18 protein-coding genes and 1 tRNA gene are annotated in these 17,760 nt (G+C 62.9%); 11 read left to right on the top strand and 8 right to left on the bottom strand.

The genetic code is table 11. The annotated features are described in order from the left end of the window. The 3 genes from Q7V45_RS26800 to fumC are packed head-to-tail and all read left to right on the top strand — an operon-like array spanning position 1 to position 2,457. Positions 1–561: an ankyrin repeat domain-containing protein gene (locus Q7V45_RS26800; RefSeq protein ID WP_304857633.1), complete on the top strand. Its 561-nt coding sequence runs from the start codon at positions 1–3 to the stop codon at positions 559–561. After that, on the top strand, positions 558–1,001 hold the full coding sequence (arfB, locus tag Q7V45_RS26795) for an alternative ribosome rescue aminoacyl-tRNA hydrolase ArfB (protein ID WP_304857631.1): 444 nt from the start codon (positions 558–560) through the stop codon (positions 999–1,001). Before Q7V45_RS26800 ends, arfB begins: the two co-directional genes overlap by 4 nt. A 52-nt stretch (positions 1,002–1,053) precedes the next feature. Continuing rightward, positions 1,054–2,457, top strand: coding sequence for a class II fumarate hydratase (gene fumC / locus Q7V45_RS26790; RefSeq protein WP_370692669.1), 1,404 nt, complete (start codon positions 1,054–1,056; stop codon positions 2,455–2,457). Between the two features lie 238 nt (positions 2,458–2,695). Here fumC and Q7V45_RS26785 read toward each other — a convergent pair whose 3' ends face one another. From Q7V45_RS26785 to Q7V45_RS26775, 3 genes are read right to left on the bottom strand one after another with little or no spacing between them, the layout of a single operon-like run. Then, the gene (locus Q7V45_RS26785; RefSeq protein ID WP_304857627.1) at positions 2,696–3,943 is read right to left on the bottom strand and encodes a threonine/serine exporter ThrE family protein; all 1,248 of its coding nucleotides are present in this window, start codon (positions 3,941–3,943) and stop codon (positions 2,696–2,698) included. Next, entirely contained in the window at positions 3,943–5,436 is a 1,494-nt protein-coding gene (mqo, locus tag Q7V45_RS26780) for a malate dehydrogenase (quinone) (RefSeq protein ID WP_304857625.1), read from the bottom strand. Before mqo ends, Q7V45_RS26785 begins: the two co-directional genes overlap by 1 nt. 9 nt (positions 5,437–5,445) lie before the next feature. Next, positions 5,446–5,835, bottom strand: coding sequence for a cupin domain-containing protein (locus Q7V45_RS26775; protein WP_370692668.1), 390 nt, complete (start codon positions 5,833–5,835; stop codon positions 5,446–5,448). Positions 5,836–5,983: 148 nt separating this feature from the next. On the opposite strand from Q7V45_RS26775, the gene Q7V45_RS26770 reads away from it, so the two are divergent. Then, a complete protein-coding gene (locus Q7V45_RS26770) occupies positions 5,984–7,393 on the top strand; it encodes an 8-oxoguanine deaminase (RefSeq protein ID WP_304857622.1) in 1,410 nt (469 codons plus the stop codon). Positions 7,394–7,461: 68 nt separating this feature from the next. Here Q7V45_RS26770 and Q7V45_RS26765 read toward each other — a convergent pair whose 3' ends face one another. Then, on the bottom strand, positions 7,462–8,430 hold the full coding sequence (locus Q7V45_RS26765) for a cache domain-containing protein (RefSeq protein WP_304857620.1): 969 nt from the start codon (positions 8,428–8,430) through the stop codon (positions 7,462–7,464). Between the two features lie 79 nt (positions 8,431–8,509). Between Q7V45_RS26765 and Q7V45_RS26760 the strand changes: the two genes are divergently transcribed. Both Q7V45_RS26760 and Q7V45_RS26755 read left to right on the top strand, forming a co-directional pair. Further along, entirely contained in the window at positions 8,510–9,682 is a 1,173-nt protein-coding gene (locus tag Q7V45_RS26760) for a HEPN domain-containing protein (RefSeq protein WP_304857618.1), read from the top strand. A gap of 378 nt (positions 9,683–10,060) precedes the next feature. Beyond that, complete coding sequence (locus tag Q7V45_RS26755) at positions 10,061–10,372, top strand: hypothetical protein (protein WP_304857616.1); 312 nt, start codon at positions 10,061–10,063, stop codon at positions 10,370–10,372. Positions 10,373–10,394: 22 nt separating this feature from the next. Here Q7V45_RS26755 and Q7V45_RS26750 read toward each other — a convergent pair whose 3' ends face one another. Then, the gene (locus Q7V45_RS26750) at positions 10,395–11,072 is read right to left on the bottom strand and encodes a phosphoribosyltransferase family protein (protein ID WP_304857614.1); all 678 of its coding nucleotides are present in this window, start codon (positions 11,070–11,072) and stop codon (positions 10,395–10,397) included. 3 nt (positions 11,073–11,075) lie between these two features. Beyond that, positions 11,076–11,834, bottom strand: coding sequence for a DNA-processing protein DprA (locus Q7V45_RS26745; RefSeq protein WP_304857612.1), 759 nt, complete (start codon positions 11,832–11,834; stop codon positions 11,076–11,078). A 297-nt stretch (positions 11,835–12,131) separates the two neighbouring features. Between Q7V45_RS26745 and Q7V45_RS26740 the strand changes: the two genes are divergently transcribed. The 4 genes from Q7V45_RS26740 (at position 12,132) to Q7V45_RS26725 (ending at position 14,748) form a co-directional block, all read left to right on the top strand. After that, positions 12,132–12,482, top strand: a complete 351-nt coding sequence (locus Q7V45_RS26740) for a hypothetical protein (RefSeq protein ID WP_304857610.1) — start codon at positions 12,132–12,134, stop codon at positions 12,480–12,482. A 115-nt stretch (positions 12,483–12,597) separates the two neighbouring features. Further along, on the top strand, positions 12,598–13,584 hold the full coding sequence (locus Q7V45_RS26735) for a hypothetical protein (protein WP_304857608.1): 987 nt from the start codon (positions 12,598–12,600) through the stop codon (positions 13,582–13,584). A 553-nt stretch (positions 13,585–14,137) separates the two neighbouring features. Beyond that, positions 14,138–14,416, top strand: a complete 279-nt coding sequence (locus Q7V45_RS26730) for a hypothetical protein (protein WP_304857606.1) — start codon at positions 14,138–14,140, stop codon at positions 14,414–14,416. 255 nt (positions 14,417–14,671) lie between these two features. Further along, positions 14,672–14,748: transfer RNA gene (locus tag Q7V45_RS26725), tRNA-Arg, on the top strand. Here Q7V45_RS26725 and Q7V45_RS27100 read toward each other — a convergent pair. Both Q7V45_RS27100 and Q7V45_RS26715 read right to left on the bottom strand, forming a co-directional pair. Then, entirely contained in the window at positions 14,707–16,290 is a 1,584-nt protein-coding gene (locus tag Q7V45_RS27100) for a recombinase family protein (protein WP_370692671.1), read from the bottom strand. The genes Q7V45_RS26725 and Q7V45_RS27100 overlap by 42 nt on opposite strands. 333 nt (positions 16,291–16,623) lie before the next feature. Beyond that, a complete protein-coding gene (locus Q7V45_RS26715) occupies positions 16,624–16,830 on the bottom strand; it encodes a hypothetical protein (protein WP_304857602.1) in 207 nt (68 codons plus the stop codon). A gap of 431 nt (positions 16,831–17,261) precedes the next feature. On the opposite strand from Q7V45_RS26715, the gene Q7V45_RS26710 reads away from it, so the two are divergent. Continuing rightward, the coding region (locus Q7V45_RS26710; protein ID WP_304857600.1) for a hypothetical protein at positions 17,262–17,760 on the top strand (499 nt) is incomplete at its 3' end.

Genomic DNA, 17,760 nt, shown 5'->3' with positions numbered 1-17,760 from the left:
ATGATCCGACGTGCTTTTCTTGCCCTCTCGATGACCGTTCCGGCAGGCGCCGCGCTCGCGCAGTCCAGCTCGGACGTGTTCGGCCAGAAGCAGATCGTCAAGTCAGTCATCGAGGGCGACGAGGAGAAGGTGCGGCAGGCCCTGCTGAAGCAGGAGAGCCCGAACCAGACCGCCAACAACGGTCAGCCGCTGCTGATCGTGGCGGTCCGTGCCGGACACATTCCGGTGGTCGAGACCCTGCTCAAGGGCGGTGCCATTCCCGATGCGACGGATCGCGAAGGCTACACGGCGCTGATGCGCGCGGCCGAAAAGGGGGATGTCGAGATCGCGGACATCCTGCTGCGTCGCAACGCAAGCACGCGCGGACAGAATCGCCAGGGCCAGACAGCGCTGATGATCGCCTCGGGGCGTGGCTATGCCGAGATCGTGCGGCTCCTCCTCGACAAGAAGGCCGACCCCAATTCGCGCGACTTCACCGGCCGCACCGCGCTGGCCTACGCCAGGCAGAACAACCGCGGATCCGTCGAGGCGATGCTGCGCAAGGCCGGCGGCAAGGAATGACGCCGGGCGGGGCGGCCCCGATCCGGGTGACCGGTTCGCTGGCGATCGACCCGGACGAGATCCAGGAAAGTTTCGTGCGCGCCGCCGGTCCCGGCGGCCAGCACGTCAACACCACGTCGACGGCGGTGCAGCTTCGTTTCGACGTCCGCCGTTCGCCGTCGCTGCCCGACGATGTGCGGCAGCGGCTGGAACGCCTGGCGGGCCGGCGCCTGACGCGCGACGGCGTGCTGGTGCTGGTGGCCCAGGGCCATCGCAGCCAGTTGCGCAACCGCGAGGAGGCGCTCGCCCGCCTGATCGAGCTGGTTCGCGAGGCGACCCACAAGCCGGTGCCGCGCGTGAAGACCAAGGTGAGCCGCGCGGCGAAGCGCCGCCGGGTCGACGACAAGAAGCGTCACGGCACTGTCAAATCCCTGCGGAAGGCCCGGTCATCGGACGACTGACGGCGCGTGGAAGGTTGGCTACTGTCGCAGCCGAAACCAGATGAGGTGCCTCGTGGCAGACGTTCGCAAAGAGACAGACAGCCTTGGAGAGGTGAGCGTTCCGGCCGACAAGCTCTGGGGGGCGCAGACACAGCGGTCGCTGGAGCATTTCAGCATCGGCAAGGACCTGATGCCGCGCGAGATGATCACCGCCTATGCGACCCTGAAGAAGGCCTGCGCCAACGCCAACCATGACGGCAAGCGACTGGACGACGAGGCGCACAAGCTGATCCTCGAGACCTGCGACGAGATTCTCGCCGGCCAGCACCACGACATGTTTCCGCTGCACGTCTGGATGACCGGCAGCGGCACGCAGTTCAACATGAACGTGAACGAGGTGATCTCGAACCGCTGCTGCCAGCTCGCGGGCACGCCGCTCGGCTCGAAGACGCCGGTGCATCCCAACGATCACGTGAACATGTCGCAGTCCTCCAACGATTCGTTCCCGTCGGTCATGTACATCGCCGCCGCGGTGAACACGAAGGAGCGCCTGCTGCCGTCGCTGCAGGCGCTGCACGACGCGATCGACGCCAAGGCGAAGGCATGGAAGGACATCGTCAAGATCGGCCGCACCCATATGCAGGATGCGACGCCGATCACGCTCGGCCAGGAATGGTCGGGCTATGCCGGCATGCTGGCCGACAATATCGAGAGGATCGAGGATGCGCTGAAGGGCGTCTATCGCCTGGCGCTGGGCGGTACGGCGGTCGGCACCGGCATCAACGCGGCCCCCGGCTTTGCCGAGGCGGCGGCGGCGGAGATCGCCAAGCTGACGGGCCTGCCGTTCGTGACGGCGCCCAACAAGTTCACCGTGCAGGGCGCGCACGATGCCCTGGTCCAGCTCTCGGGCGCGTTCCGCACGCTCGCGGTCTCGCTCTACAAGATCGGCAACGACATCCGCCTGATGTCCTGCGGCCCGCGCGCCGGCTTCGCCGAACTGCACATCCCGGAGAACGAGCCGGGCTCCTCGATCATGCCGGGCAAGGTCAACCCGACCCAGGCCGAGGCGCTGACCATGATCGCGGTGCAGGTCATGGCCAACGACGTGGCGGTCGGCTTCGGCGGCGCCAGCGGCTATCTCGAGATGAACGTCTACAAGCCGCTGATGATCTACAACGTCGCGCATTCGATCACGCTGATGACCGACGGCTGCGCCAACTTCCGCAAGTTCCTGGTCGAGGGCACCCAGCCCAACCTCAAGAAGATCAAGGAGTATGTCGATCGCTCGCTGATGCTGGTGACGGCGCTGGCGCCGGTGATCGGCTACGACAAGGCCTCCAAGATCGCCCACTACGCGATCGACCACGACCTCACCCTGAAGGAGGCCGCGCTGAAGCTGGAGTACGTGACGGAGGCCGAGTTCGACAAGGTCGTCGATCCGTCGAAGATGGTGCACCCCTACGTCGCGACGGAGTAGGCGCGGGCAAGACGAGGGCACTTCCCCTTTGCGGAGCCCGCAAAGGGGAAGAGTTCTGAGTCCAGGCGCTAGAGGCTCTCCGTTTCAGGACCCCCTCATCCTGAGGAGCGGCCGCAGGCCGCGTCTCGAAGGATGGGTGACAGACGGGGTGCTCGTGCCCATGCTTCGAGACGCGCTCTTTCGGAGCGCTCCTCAGCATGAGGTTGGTGTTGGTGATTCGATCGGGCTCGGAAAGACTCTAGCGCTCGTAGCGCCACTGCCGCTCGGTGAGAAAGCGGGAGGCGATCAGACCCATCGCCATGCCACCGACCGCGAAGCCACAGGTCGCGGCGGCCTCGACCGCCGACAGCGCCTTGCCCTGGTTCAGGAACACGATCGTCTGGAAGGCGAACAGACCGGGCGTCATCATGATGATACTGGGCACCGTCAGCGCGATGCGTGGCGCGTGCAGGCGACCGCGTACCAGCGACGCGCCCAGCCCGACCGCCAGCGCGCCGAAGAATGTCGCCTGTGGCAGGGCAAGACCGAAATCGTGCAGGCCGAGCCGTACCTCGTTCCCGACCATCGACAGCAGCGCCACCGCGAGAACCGTGCGATGCGGGTTGTTGAACAGGATGCCGTAGCCATAGCCGCCGGCGAAGCAGGCGAGCGCCCGCCCCAGCACGGTGAGCGGCTCGATCGCGCCGGGCGGCGGCGCGGCGGGCGCCGGCGCGAGGCCGGCCAGCATCGCCACGACCGACATGCCGCAGGCGGCGCTCAAGGTCAGCAGCACGCCGTAGAACAGACGCGTTACGCCGGCCCGGGTCTGGTGCTGCGTCAGGTCGAGCAGCGCGGCGACCAGGGGGAAGCCCGGCACCAGGAACAACACCGACGAGATGAAGCCGATCGCGTGGGCGAAGGCGAAGGTATGCACCCCGAAGCCCATCACGATCAGGCAGTAGAGGCCGGATGCCAGCACGGCGCACAGCGCGGTCATGGCGAACTGGTTGAAGCCCTGGCGCGACAGCAGGGTCCGGGCCGCCTGGCCGATACCCCCGCTGACCGCCGCCGCACCGGTCGCCAGCAAGTCGCCACCGTTGAGGTAGCAGAAGGCCGTCGAGGCGACCGCCATCGACAGGGCGACCGGCAGCAGCCCGTGCAACGGGGGCGCCTTCTCGATCCCGTCGAGCTCGGCTCGCAGCGTCGCCGTGTCGAGGCCGGGAGCGGCGCGGAGCGTCAGCGATTCCAGGGCGGCGATCTTCGAGGCATCGACGCCGGGCGGACCGATCTCGCGTGCCAGTGTCGTGGCCTCGCCTCCGGTCCACGCCGTCGCGGCCAGGCCGACGGTCGACAACTCGACCTCGAGCCGCTCGATGCCGAGCGCATGGGCCAGGCGACGCATGGCATCGCGCACCCGGAACGCCGTATCGCCGGCGCGCAGCATCAGCGCGCCGAACCGCAGCAGGACGTCGAGGGTCTCGGTGAGCGGCGCCCGCGGATCGGTCATCAGACCGTATGCAGGCCCAGCACTTCGGCTGTGTCCTTGCGCACGCGCTCGACCAGCGCGGCGTCCGTCTTCAGGTCCTGGCCGTAGGAGGGGATCATCTCCTTCAGCTTGGGCACCCAGTGGCCGACCAGCTCCTCATGGAAGCAGGTCTCGAGCATGTGGACCATGATCCAGACGGCGGTCGAGGCGCCGGGCGAGGCGCCCAGCAGGGCCACGATCGTGGAGTCCGCCGAATGCACGATCTCGGTGCCGAACTCCAGCTTGCCGGTGCGCGCCATGTCCTTCCTGATGATCTGGACGCGCTGGCCGGCGACGTCGAACTCCCAGTCCTTCTCGTCGACGGCGGGATAGAACTCGCGCAGCGCATCGAAGCGGTGCGACTTGGTCTGCAGCACCTGGCCGACGAGATATTCCTCGAGCGGGAGGTTGTCGCGCGCCACGGCCAGCAGCTGCAGGAGATTGTCGGGCCGCAGCGACAGCGGCAGGTCGAACATCGAGCCGTGCTTCAGGAACTTGGTCGAGAAGCCGGCGAAGGGTCCGAACAGGAGCCAGCGCTTGCCGTCGACGTAGCGCGTGTCGAGGTGGGGCACCGACATCGGGGGCGATCCGCTGGCCGCCATGCCGTAGACCTTGGCCAGGTGGCGGGTGGCGATTTCCTGCTGGCCCGAGCGCAGCCAGATGCCGCTCACCGGGAAGCCGGCAAAGCCGTCGGCTTCGGGGATGCCGGATTTCTGCAGCAGGGTGAGCGCCGCGCCGCCGGCGCCGAGGAAGACGTAGCGCGCGCCGATCGTCTTCCTGGCGTGGGTCTTCTCGTCCTTGACGTCGAGCGTCCAGCCGCCGTCGGCGCGGCGCTGAAGGCCGGTCACCTCCTGCGAGAACTCGATCGAGAATCCGTCCTGACGGCGGAGGTAGTTCAGCAGGTTGGTGGTGAGCGTGCCGTAGTTCACGTCGGCGCCGGTTATCATGCGCGTAGCGGCGACGGGCTGCTTGGGATCGCGGCCTTCCATGATCAGCGGTGCCCATTCGCCGATCTGCTTGTGATCCTCGGAATATTCCATGCCGCGGTAGCAGTGATGCGCGCTCATCGCCGCGTGGCGCTTCTTCAGGAAGGCCTGGCGGTCGGCGCCGATCACGAAGCTCATGTGCGGCACGGGATGGATGAAGGAGTCGGCCCGCTCGATCGCGCCCTTCCGGAGCAGGTACGACCAGAACTGCCGCGACATGTCGAACTCGACATTGACCTCCAGCGCCCGGGAGATGTCGACGCTGCCGTCGGCGCGCTGCGGCGTGTAGTTCAGCTCGCAGTTGGCGGCATGACCCGTGCCGGCGTTGTTCCACGGGCCCGAGCTTTCCTGCGCCTCGCCTTCCAGCCGCTCGAGGATCTTGATCCTGAGATGGGGCTGCAGCTCCTTGAGGAAGGTGGCCAGCGTCATGCTCATGATGCCGGCGCCGACCAGGACGACGTCGAAGTCGCCGGAATGATTGTCTGCCATGGAACTCTCCTAACGGCGTTCTTCGGGGGTGGCGCGCTTGAACGGCACCGGCGCGTCCTTGCCCAGCACGACGTAGAGGCGGCGCCATGGCTGGTCGTCGACCAGCCTCCAGGTGTGGCCGCCGCCGGTCGTGTCCTCGGCCAGCAGGATGTCGCCGGGTGCGAGGACGAAGTGCTGGCCGCCGCGGGTGCTGAAATCCAGTGTACCGCTCAGGGTGACGACAAGCTGTCGCACCGGAGCGGTGTGCCAGGCATAGGTGCCGCCGGGCTGGGTTTCCTGCAGCGAGGCGCTGGCGACTTCGATCTTGCCGCTGAGCAGGTCGCCATGCGCGCCCGGCTTCAGATCGATCCAGCCTTCCTCGACGTGAGAATTCTGGTCATCGCCCGTCCAAATCCGCACGCACCGAATCATGCTACCGCCTTGAATTTGCAGTGTTTGGTCAAACTAGTACGCGGCCCTTCGACTGGCAACAAAACGGTCGATGCATTGAGGCAGACCAAACGATACCGTCTCGAACGCCGACGACGCGGAGGGGGGAGATTACGGAATGGCGACGCTTTTGGTGAAGAACGCACTCGTCGTCACGATGGACGACCAGCGCCGCGAGCTTGCCGACGGCGGGCTCTATGCGGTCGATGGCGTCATCCGGCAGGTCGGCCCCAGCACGTCTCTGCCCGGCACCGCCGATTCGGTCATGGACCTCGCCGGTCATATCGTCCTGCCGGGACTGATCAACGCCCATCATCACCTCGACCAGACTCTGACCCGCGCCCTGCCGGCGGCGCAGAACAACAATCTCTTCCGCTGGCTACAGGCTCATTACCGCCTGTGGGCGGCGCGCACGCCGGAGGCCAGCCGGACGGCGACGCTCGTGGGATGCGCCGAACTGGCGCTGTCGGGCTGCACCACGGTGTTCGATCACGCCTATGTCTTCCGCAACGGCTGCGCGGTCGACGACCAGATCGCGGCGGCCAAGGAGATCGGCATCCGCTTCGCCGTCTCTCGCGGCTCCATGTCGCTCGGCCAGTCGAAGGGCGGCCTGCCTCCGGATTCCTGCGTCGAGGACGAGGACGAGATCCTGAAGGATTGCGAGAGGGTGATCGGCCGCTATCACGATGCCCGGCCGGGTTCGATGACGCAGATCGTGCTGGCGCCCTGCTCGCCCTTCTCGGTGACACCGGAGTTGCTGCGCCAGTCGGCAACGATGGGACGGCGCGAGGGCGTCCGCCTGCACACGCATCTCTGCGAGACGCTCGACGAGGAGCGCTACACGCTGCAGCGCTGGGGCATGCGGCCCGTCGAATACATGCGCTCCGTCGACTGGGCCGGCGACGATGTGTGGTACGCCCACGCCATCCACGTGAACGATGCCGAGATCCTCGAGTTCGCCCGCGCAGGCATCGGCGCCTGCCACTGCCCCTGCTCGAACATGCGGCTGGCCTCGGGCATCGCGCCGGTGATGAAGTATCGCCGCGCCGGCGTGAAGGTCGGCATCGGCGTCGACGGCTCGGCCAGCAACGACGGCAACCACATGCTGGGCGAGGTGCGCCAGGCTATGCTGCTCGCCCGCCTGCAGATCGGCCTGCGCCCGCCGGAAGGTCCCGACACGACCCTCTCGACGTCAGACCCGAGCCGCGACGACGAATGGATGACCGCCCGCCAGGCGCTCGAACTCGCCACCCTGGGCGGCGCCGCGCTGCTGGGGCGCGACGATATCGGCGCCCTGGCCGTCGGCAAGCAATGCGATTTCTTCGCGCTCGATCTCAACAGCCTGGCCTATGCCGGCGCCCTCGCCGATCCCGTGGCGGCCACGCTGTTCTGCGCCCCGCAGACGGCGCGTCACACGGTGGTCGGCGGAAAGCCGATCGTGCGCGACGGCAGGGTCGTGACCATCGACGTCGAACGCACGGTGGCCGAACACAACCGGCACGCCGCCAGGCTCGCATCGCTGGTTTGAGGCGTACCCCGCAACAAGGCGGGACAACCCGAACCGGGCCGCGGACCGCAGTCCCACCGACACGCGGGTCAGGGGTCGGCGGCCTCGGTGGTCTTGCCTTGCGTCCTGGCGAAGCGAACGAGTTCCTCGAAGTGCTTCGCCAGCGCGGCACGCTCTTCGATCTGGAGATCGCGGAAAGACATGTAGCTTGCGCGCTGGCCGCGCCATAGCAGCAGCACCATGAACACGGTGACCAGGATGATCGCCAGGACCGCCAGGGCGAGCGACAGGGTCTTGTCCCATATCGGGGCCATGAGCGCGCTGACGTCGGTCTTGGCGACCACGAACCACGGCACGCCCGTGACATGGTGGGACGCCGAGAACACGTGGACGCCGCGATAGTCCAGTCCCTCGCGCACGGCATCGCCGTGGAGAATGGCCTGGGCCTCCGGCAGTCCGGTTCGCGTCATGGGCAGGCGGTGTGACAGGGGCACCGTCTGCTTGTTGTCGAGCAGGCTCGGGGCCGTCAGGTAGATCAGGTCGTCGCCGTCGCGGCGGACCAGCACCACCTCCGAGCCCGGGCTATCGGTGGGCCACGTGGCAACCTGCCGGAAGAGTTCGCGGGTGGGATCGACCGTGAGAACGACCACCACCATCCTCGGTGGACCGGTTCCGTCCCCAGGATCGACCGGAACGACGAAGGCCATGCGCAACAGCGGTTTCGGTCCGCCCACCTGGTGCACGTCGATGATCTGGAACCGCACGGGCGAGGTCTTGAGGGCCAACACGGCCTTCAACGTCTCCGCGTCGGGGGTGGCATCTTCGCCGAGACCGATCAGCACCTTGCCGTCCGGTGCGAGGACGCTGACACCGGTCCGGTCGGGCGTGCCCGCCAGCACCCCGCCCAGCAGGACGTCGAGGATCTGCCGCCCTTCACCCTCCATGGCCAGAGCATTGAGTGGCAGCGTCTTGATCGCCTGGGCAAGAGCCTGGGTATCCATCGTATGCTGGAGGAGCCATCGGTCGACCTGCTGGGCCCGGAGCCGGGCGATGCCCACCGCCGGCCTTCGCCCAACGAAGATTAGAGTAAAAGCGTGGCTTGAGATGACTTTGCGCATTGTCTGACTAGGATTGCCTATGAGCGACGAAGAACGAACCCATCTAGTCCGAGTGCTCCGCGAGGCTATTGCCGCGGACGAGCCGACCACGCTGATTGGCAGGCCGTCTTCCAAGTATCGAGACATCGCTAAGGCTGGGATCGAAGTGTGCGCTTCATTCACGGCCATCGAGAATCAGAACGTCTACTCTGCGCTTTCCCTGATCCCAGTGCACTCCGATTATCTGTCTCGCGTCATCTACTTTCACGGCGAAACCGCTGAGGAGCAGGCCGATTGGTTGCTCCGTATGATGCGAACAACCGTTGCCGATGGGTACTTCGTCGCCGCGATCTGGGGTATCGCTCTTACCGAGACCATTGATCTCTCACCGACCGCGCGCCTCATTCCGTTTTCGGAACTGCGAGAGTCCGTGGTTAAGCGGATACTGATAGAGCGGGCTAAGAGGCGGAAGACGGTATCTCATTGGCTAGCGTCGCACGCGTTCCAAGTGCCTAGTGCGGCCTATGTTGAACTGATCAAGGACGTACCCTACATCGGTCTCACCGCTAGATCGGACGAAATGGTCGTCGAGGCGTTTGAACGTGGCGTTTCAGTATGGCCTCTGGTGGAAATGCTCGGCGCTGGTCGATCACTCGTATTCGCGAGTTGGTTTGAATACGTCGATGAGACGCTGGATGTCTCCGCTTACGAAAACCATCTATCGTTTTACCACCCCGAGGTCGCTCCATACCTGGATCGACCTATTCCAGTCGATGCCGAACAGTTTCGCGCCGAGCTTGCGGCATTCGCGGCACTTCCGGGGCCAGCTCGCGCCCGGCTGATTAGAGCAGCCAAGCGATTTTCTCTCAGCCTATGCCGGTTTCAGATTATTGATCGCACGCTGGACTTAGCATTGGGCTTTGAAATCATGTTGAGCGGGGGTAGCGAGAGCGTAGGCGGAACTACGTGGAAGCTCGCCGTTCGCTGTGCTCAGTTGGTCGGTGGAGATCTGGAAGATCGCATCCGCATTCGGAAGCAGATCAACGATTTTTACCAGCATCGGAGCCGGGCTTCACACGGGAGCGAGCCTGACATTCCTCAAGGTGATGTGGACGCAGCCACTGAACTGTTCAAGCAGACGTTTCGCGCCTTGGTGCGACTGGGGAAGGAGCCGATTTGGAACGAGATCGAGCTAGGGTCTGCTCATCGCTGACGCGATCCGCAATCGCTCACTGTTTATCCGGTCAGTCCTCAGTTTTGGGTTCACTCATATATACGCGCAATCAATTGCGATGAACGCCTTGCTACAGGAGGCGCTGGCAAAGCCGCGTTAGGATCAGGAGTAAGATCAGCGTCTGGGGCGCGAACAAGACCCTGAAACAGAGACCGCAATGGGTGAAGGCGTGCTACCAAGGATGCTCATTGCTTTAGCGCACACGGATCGCTGGTGGGGGTGTCCACTTGTCGCAATTTGATGAAACGTACTCTGACGATGCAAGCTGGGTTTTTGCCTTACCCCATCGCATGGTCAATCTGCGAGACGGCGTCGGTTTGGGAAGCGGCTCATGCTATACCACTCAAAGGAAGCAGCGTGATCAACGACTACGAAAATGCGGAATGGGATCCGAGCGGATGGTCGCCAGTATTTGACGCCTATAATGAGTTAGTCGGATTTACGCGTCTACAACTCGCAGTCGGCAAGTTTTTTATGGCTCGCCCCGTCTCTCCTCGTTGGAGTGGGGTCGACGAAGCGCAAAATCAGTACGACGTCGGCACTATGCAACTGCTCGGGCAGGCGACGCGCGTCGTGCGTGAGCGGCCCGACGGTTCAACCTATTTTGCCTTTCGAGTGTTTCCGGGGGACGGTGATCCTGCCGATCTACCTAACTACTTCCCGATCTAAGCGGGCGTGACGTAAAGCTCTTCTATTGTTGAAAAAACATCGAAAAGGGGTTTTCGATGTCTTCAGGCTTTACTGCGAGCGGCGTCGGATGCTGTGTTGGTGAGGTCTTGCCGATGCAAACTGCATTCGCCACCGTCGCACCCTTGGCGCGTAGGTAATCGGCGCACGCCAGCAAGTGAGCACCAGAGGTGCATACGTCGTCGACTAGAATTACGTTTATGCCTTGAAGGGAATTGGCCTTAGTAATCAAGTGAGATTGAATAAAAGTCTTGTCTCGTCCATTGGCTTCACCCTTGCTGGCTCTCGGCATGACTTGGTCAAATGCCAGAATGGGCGAAGCCTGCATGTTAGCCATCGGTGAAAGCTTTTTGACGATAGCATCGACAAGCTTTGATCCGGTGAATGGTGTGCCTAGTACAGTGTGACTCGAAGACGGTACCGGAACGATTAGGCTATTACGGCACAGCCGGAGTGTGCAGGCACCGTATTGGCCAAAGATCTCGTGAACTGCAGCTGGATTGTCTTTGCTGACCCGCAACCTGGTTCCATCGAGCGCGGTGACGTAGCTAAACTGCCGGGAAGTGAGTTCGCCCTTGGCAACTTGTACCATCACGTAGACCTGAGAGTCTTCGTCTCGGTAGGCGATCTGGCGGTGGTTGTAGGTCGCATATGCGCCCCACGCATATACGGTCAGGGCCAAGACTTACCGAAGCCTCTCAGTTACGTCTTCGATCCGATCGAGCACTACGCATTTTTCGTAAGAACGAAACTTCGAGGGCCAGCTCAGAGTTGTGTCGTCGATCACACTACGAGCGATGAAGAGCCATCGAGAAAGCTTCACGCACTCCGCCGCCTGATGAAGCGTTCCCGACGTGTCGGAAGCTTCGATCACGATGCTCGCATCGGACAACATGCACATCAGCCGATTACGTGCGGGGAAATTCGAGGGGAACGTCTGCGAGCCTTGGGGAAACTGGCTGACGAGCAGATGCTCGGTATAAACCGACTCTTGGAAGGGGCCGTGCTTTGCTGGATAGGCCTTATCGAGAGGCGTTCCGATGACGCCGATCGTCTTGCCCCCATGTGCAACTGCAGCCCGCATTGCTTCGATGTCGACACCCTCCGCCAGACCGCTCGTAACCACGATGCCAGCATCTACCAGGCCGCGAGCAAGGCGGCGGGCACGGGCAGCGCCTTCTTGGCTTACCCGGCGCGTACCGATCACAGAAACGCATGTTCGACGAAGCAGAGAGGTATCACCCGCGACGAAGACGGGAATATCTTTGGCGTCTTCGCTCTTCGACAATCGAGTTAGCAGATTCAGTTGGGCAGGGCCCGCAAGTTCTCGCGCGGTGCCGTCAAGTAGCGTGCGAGCGCTAGTCTTCGACCAATTCGTCGGGGGACGATATCGGCTTCGCGGCCGCGCCCTCTGGTCGTCTTTTGTATCGATCGCGATGCTCACGTCCCGCTCCACTTTCAACCAGTAGTGCCTCCTATAAGCCCGGCGGCTACATGTGGTTGGATCGCCGGTGGAGTTTCCCGAATTCAACTCAAGTTTGCAATGGCCGAACGGCGTTCGTCCCTCGGAAGTTCCCAACATGCCAATAGGAACAAAATAAGAACAATCGATTGGATGCGCAAGCTCTGACAAGATGCTTTTGCCAAGCTGAAGTTGGGCTGATGTAGATCTGCGCTAAGTGCAATGGCTTACAGGTAGGGATGGCGCTCGCTCGGAGAGCGTTTCAGGGGGCTCATGGGAATGACAACACGGCGGAGGCTGACCACCAGCCTGCCGATCTTGGTTTTTGGACTCTGCCTTGGCGGGTCCGAAGCGGCCCTTAGTTGGGGGGCAACGGGCCCTGAGTGGGTTTCCGCCATTGCCGTCGAGAAGCTTCCAAATGGCGTGCCAAGCTTCATCCGCACTCCGGAGGCAGCAGCCAAAATCGCCATTATGGGGCGTGAGCTGGACCGTTCCAAAGGATCCGGCAAGACTCACGACGCCGAGCGCGATCCGGGCGACTACGTTGGCCTCACCGACGATGCATCTGTCGAGGTCATCTTGCCCTTGTCCGAGCGCTCGATGCCGACCCGGTTGGCATACTCGGGCTAGCTCTTAGATAGCTCTGCCTCGGGCTGTCCCGTCCAGCCGCGCCGGCACGCAACATGTTGCGAGACCCGCCGAAATCGAGTCAGGCTATGCTCACTGAAAGGACGCATGAGCACCCGTGACCGAACTTTCTTTGTACTCTCGAATACGAACGCATGGAACGCTGGCCGAAGCGCCAATCGACGTCCCGGACGCAAGGTTTGCACTCCCTTCGACTATCAATTGGATGCGGGCTTTGGCCATACTGGTCGACGACTTGGCGCTAGATTTTGGGGCGGCGCGCCACTTTTATGCGAATGTGCAACGTCGCGCTGTTTCTGACAGGGAGGCCAACTCGATTTGCGAGCAGCTTCTCTTCGCCTTACATCAAATTGCCAGTCTACGAGCCATTGCGAACGTGCCCAACAAAGCCGACGTCGCGCGGATCGGCATCGTGGCCTGGTACTACGGAATCTATGGCGCAGCCTCCGCGATGGTTGCCGCAGCGGACGGGTCCTTTCCTGACACTCATGCCGCAACAGCTACGCAATGGGCTAGGCACTTCCCCATGAACCGGCTCGCGATGGCGCCTTTTGCGGACCGATTATCGAACCTGTCAGATGCAGCAGTAGAAGCGGAACTCGCCCCGATGCGCGAGCGAGGGAAGCACTCGTTGACAGTCGTTCCTACGACGGTGGCCCAAGCGTGGGGCTGCTGTACCGAATACCTTTCGGGTACGGCTGGCTGGGAAAAATGGAATATCCGCGAACAAGTGAAGGGCACACGCGAATTCAAAGATCTGGGAACGGACAGCTTTCGGACCGCTGCTGCGAAGAAGCTACGAGACGCGAGGTACGACAAGAGGGGAATTGGGTTTCTCCATGAAGCGTCGCGCTATCGCGGGAAAGCGAATTATCGGGATTCGATTTACCTGGCGTACGGGAAGTCCGTGCCGGCACTCCTTACGGGTTTCGTTGACGATCTGGAGCGAGTGCTCTCAGCGTTCTCCGCCATGGCGGCTGCTTATGCTTCGATGAGGATGGGACGCGATCCCTGGGCAGCGTTCATCGACGACCTTGAGGCGAAGCGAGCGATTTCTGTCTCGCCTAAGGCGTTATGGTCGTAAGTGCCGAAAACGGACCAATTGCGATGACCCAAACGACCACCATCCGCCTTGGGTCCGGTTCTGGATCGGTGTTGGAAAACGAAGTCACGGCCAGTAATGTTTACCTCCGCATAGTCGGAGGCAAGAGGGGGGCGTGATCTTCGATCTAGAACCTGAAGCCCAAACTTATGGGGCGATCGTAGCAAGCGACCCAAGACTTCGGAGGACCTTGCGCATGGCTGACGATCGATTCTGGCGCAGAACGTTGGCCGGGGCGCACCGTGCATCGCGACCAGTCCGACGCGAGGCGTTCCATGGACGGATCTGCACCAGCTTCCGGGTAGGCTTAAGAGGCTGACAAAGCCCACGGCACCCGGTCCCGTGTGGAGCCAGCTCGGAGAGGGGGGGCTGTTCGGGCGCGTCAGTCGGCAACTCTAGCTTACGACCCTGGGGAGCACCTGCTCGGCTTCGGCTACTGGGGTGCATCGGCCATAAGGCGACGGTTCCTCGTCGGATGACAAGTCGCAGGTACCGGCGTAGCAGTGGTCAACAGGGCTGGCTCAGGAGGTGTCCATTGACCGAACCAAGATTCCGCAGAAATGAAGAAGGCCACATTCGATCGCTGCTCAGGGAAGCGGGAGCCATCGGATATTGCGAGCTGCACGAGGGCGTCGTTATCGACAATTGCGAGCCTGATGCAGTTGAAAGTGCTCGCGACGCCGCCCTTGCCGAAATTACCTCCGGTGTATTCGTTCTGCCCGCCGGCGCTAGCCTTTCGGAGTTGATCCAGCGGGTGATGGACGGCATCCCTGAAGACTGCCCGTCTTGCGAGGCAACCTTGGCGAGGGACTAGGAGGTCCACATACCGCCCGGTTCACCGGAGCGGCGAGTGTGAAGCGAGCAAGATCTTCGGGCAGGTGTATCTGCCCGGTAAGTGCAAAGAAGCCGGGGCGATTGATTGGAAGCTGCGACTAGAAGGGAGGGTGAACAGAAATCCCCGACAAGAGTCCCCGACAAGACCCGTCTTGGACTTGGGCTGGCATCAGCCAGATGGGGCCGGATCAAATGAGGCAGACGCCATATGCTTCGGATGCTATATGGCCGCCACGTCCCCGTAGCTCAGCCGGATAGAGCAGCGGTTTCCTAAACCGGAGGTCGGAGGTTCGAATCCTCTCGGGGACGCCACTCCCGAACAAAAGAGAGAACTTCGGGAGACGACTTTGACAGCCCCCGGCTCGCGAGCTTCTCCAGGATGACGGGGGAGCCTTCGAGCTGGATGTTGTCGTGGTCGACTGTCACGTTTTCCAGTAGCAGCCGCATGTAGGCCTGCCGCAGTTCGGGCGGCCCCTCGGCGAGGCGCTTGCGCATTTCCATCGACAGGGTCTTCAGCTTCTCGGGCGATAGCTCCAGTTTGCCGGTCTGCAAATTGTCTTGCAGGCGGGCGATGTCGTGGCCCAACTCCGCCTTCTGCGAGCGGAGGGCTACCAGGCGCTCCCGCAACTCCGGTGCGTCGGGTTCCATGACGCCGCTCTCGACCAGCGACAGCAATCTGGAGACCGCGGCATCAGCTCGGCCAGATGCATCATGGGCCTGGCGGAGCTTCTCGCGCTGGCTTGCGCGCCCCTCCTTCGCCTGGAGCATGTAGCCCTGAAGCAGCTCGGCCAGCCGGTCCGGTGCAAACAGCTGCTCGGAGAGGTGCCCCAGAACCATTTCGTCGAGACGGTCCATACGGATGCGCCGGCCGGGGCAAGCGGTCTTGCCCTGCTTCATGGCCCGGGAGCAGCTGTAGTACCGGTAGGTGCCGCCCTTCCCCGTGTTGAGGATCATGGCCGAGCCGCAGCCGCCACAGCGGGCAACCGAGGCCAGCATCGTGGGCCCGTTGACATTGCGCGGGGCCATGACCTTGGGTGCCCGCGAGTGAAGCATAGCCTGGGCTCGATTGTAGGTCTCTTCGTCGACGATGGGCGGTACGGCGAGTTCGACCCACTGCGAAGGCGGACGCTTTTCGAGGGTTCGGCTGTCGGTCCGGTTGAAGTGATGTCGGCCGCAGTAGGTGGAACTCGTCAGCAGGTCGTGCAGGCTACCGGTGCTGAAACGGCGGCCGCGGCGCGTGACACCTCGATTGTTGAAGTGGTTGGCGATGGCCTTGACGCCCAGGGGGTGCCCGTCCATGCCTAGACACAGGTCGAAGATCGTACGAACAACCGAAGCCTCGGCTTCGTCGATCACCAGCACCTTCTTGTCCTTGTTGCCGCGCCGCTCCTTTACGGCGGTCGCATACCCGAAGGGCGGGGCAGAGCCGTTCCAGAAGCCCTGCCGAGCGTTCTCCATCATGGCGCGGTGTGTGTGCTTGGCGTTCTCGCGCGACTGGTGCTCGTCGAAGGCGTTGACGATCTTTCGGATCAGGTCGCCGTGGCCGTCCTGGCCCAGTTCCTGGGTGATGGAGACCAGTCGGACACCAGCCTTGGCCAGTTTCCGGACGTAGAACTCGGAGTGCATGGTGTCGCGGCTGAAGCGGCTGAGCGAATGCACAACCACGAGGTCATACGGCCGGCCACCCGACGTAGCCCGCCCGATCATTTCTTGGAATATTGGGCGGTCCTCGTCGAGCGCCGACGCGCCCGGCTCGGTGAAGACGTCCACGACGGTCAACTGCTTGCGGGCGCAATAGTCCCGAAGCTGCTTGATCTGGTCAGGCAGGGACAAGTCGGCCTCTGCCTGCCGCATGGTTGAGACACGAGCGTAGATCACGGCGCGGCCTGGCTTGTCGCTGGCGATCATCCCGACCAAAAGCTCGATGAGCTGATGCCCCGGAACTGGCGAAAGCAAAACCCCGTTCACGACGCCCTAGCTGTTTAAAGAACTCCGCCCGCGGTACTCGGCGGAGGGGTACGCTCGTCGAACGCTCGAATGGAAAGGACAAACTCAATCGTCCCGATGAAGGGTGTTGGCGCCATTTCAATCTCCTAAGTGATTGAAAAGAAGATGACTTTTGCCAACGGGGATGCAAGGAAAAGGCGCCGCGAGGCTGAGAAAATCAAATCGCACGCAGTCGACGCGCTACTGGTTTGATACCTCGAAACCGGCTGGCAGCATTGGCGCCGCCCGTGAGCTCGGTGGTCTGCTCCCCCGGCTCGCAAGCATTTCCAAGATGACGGGGGAGCCTTCGAGCAGGATGCTGTTGTGATCGACCGTCGCGTTTTCCAGCAATAGACGCACATAGGCCGGCCGCAGCTCGGGCGACCCCTCGGCGAGGCGCTTGCGCATTTGCATTTGTCATGGGCCGTGGGACGCGAGCCTACAATCTGGCCACGGGCGTGCACCTCAACAAGCCGACCAAGCGTGAGCGCTTTCTGTCCGGGGAGAAGGGGGCGAGGCTGGGCAAAGCGATGGCTACGCTGGAGCGGCAGGTTGCCAATTGCAGTATCTTGGCAATTGTCCGTCTGCTGGTCCTGTCCGGCGCGCGACGGACGAAAATTGCCTCCCTCCGCTGGGACTACGTAGACGTGGTTCCCGACGTAGATGTCCAAGCGCATGGATAAGGTGGCAAGAAATAGTTGCGCGCGCTATAAATTGAGTGGCCTGCGTGTATGTGTGGGCGCCCGATGAGGGCATCGATTGCGGCTTGGGGCAGCCGATCTTAAGCAAAACGCAACTAACATTCGTCTCGCAGTAGTTATCCTTTGGGGGGATACGCGATGGCTGGTTATGCGAGTTCATTAACCGTTGCCCAGTATAGAGCCTTGGGCTACTCCCCGGCGCCCGGCCCTTATCCCGTTGCCATCGTCGACACCGGCGCAGCTATTGCCGCGATGACCCTCGACGAGTTCGAGATGTTCGTCTGGCAGGGCATCTCCATACTCCACTCCAGCGACGGGCTCCTGTCGCTGACTGTTGAGCAATACACCGCGCTTGGGGTGAGCGTCTTGTCGGGCGGTGACGGTGCAACGATTCCCGGCCCAAGCGGAACAGTCAGCCTGACGGCTTCGGACGAAGTCACGCTGGCGGACACGAGAGCGGCCTTGTCGGCGCTAACGGCCGCTCGGATCGCGGAGTTGGCCGGCCGGGGCATCGACAGGGTCGATGCGACCGACAACCTGCTCAACCTCACGGTCGCGAAGTTCAACGCCTTGGGGACGGTGGCGCTGACGGTGGCGGATGTGGTGACGCTGTCCGATACGGGTGCCAACCTCGCGT

This window comes from Reyranella sp., from assembly GCF_030651995.1.
Classification (GTDB): Bacteria; Pseudomonadota; Alphaproteobacteria; order Reyranellales; family Reyranellaceae; genus Reyranella.
The sequence above is the reverse complement of the archived record's forward strand: the minus strand, read 5'-3'. Positions and strand labels throughout refer to the sequence as shown.